Here is a 329-nt window from a genome sequence, read left to right as displayed (position 1 = left end):
ATCGACGACACGTTTTCCGACAAGGTCGTCATGCCGGGCTTCATCGATCCCCATACCCATCTGGGCATGTCCGGCAGCTACCTCACCCTGAACTATCTCGGGCCGGTCGATTCCCCGGGCCCCGACGGCATGAACGCGGCGCTGCTCGACCGAAAGGCGGTCGCGCAACGGCTACGCGAACTCGTCGCGGCGAATCCCGACCCGGCTAGGCCCCTGGTGGCGTGGGGGCTGGACCCGGCCATGCAGGGTGGACATCTCCACCGCGACGAACTCGACCGCATCTCGACGGAAAAGCCGATCTGGGTGCTCTCTTACGCCCCCCACTACGT

General features: G+C 65.7%; 1 protein-coding gene. It reads left to right on the top strand.

All coding sequences use genetic code 11. The annotated features are described in order from the left end of the window. On the top strand, window positions 1-329 hold a 329-nt coding region (locus CEV33_RS00875), incomplete at both ends, for an amidohydrolase family protein (protein ID WP_167388080.1).

The organism is Brucella grignonensis, assembly GCF_002252505.1.
GTDB lineage: Bacteria > Pseudomonadota > Alphaproteobacteria > Rhizobiales > Rhizobiaceae > Brucella > Brucella grignonensis.
The sequence above is the reverse complement of the archived record's forward strand: the minus strand, read 5'-3'. Positions and strand labels throughout refer to the sequence as shown.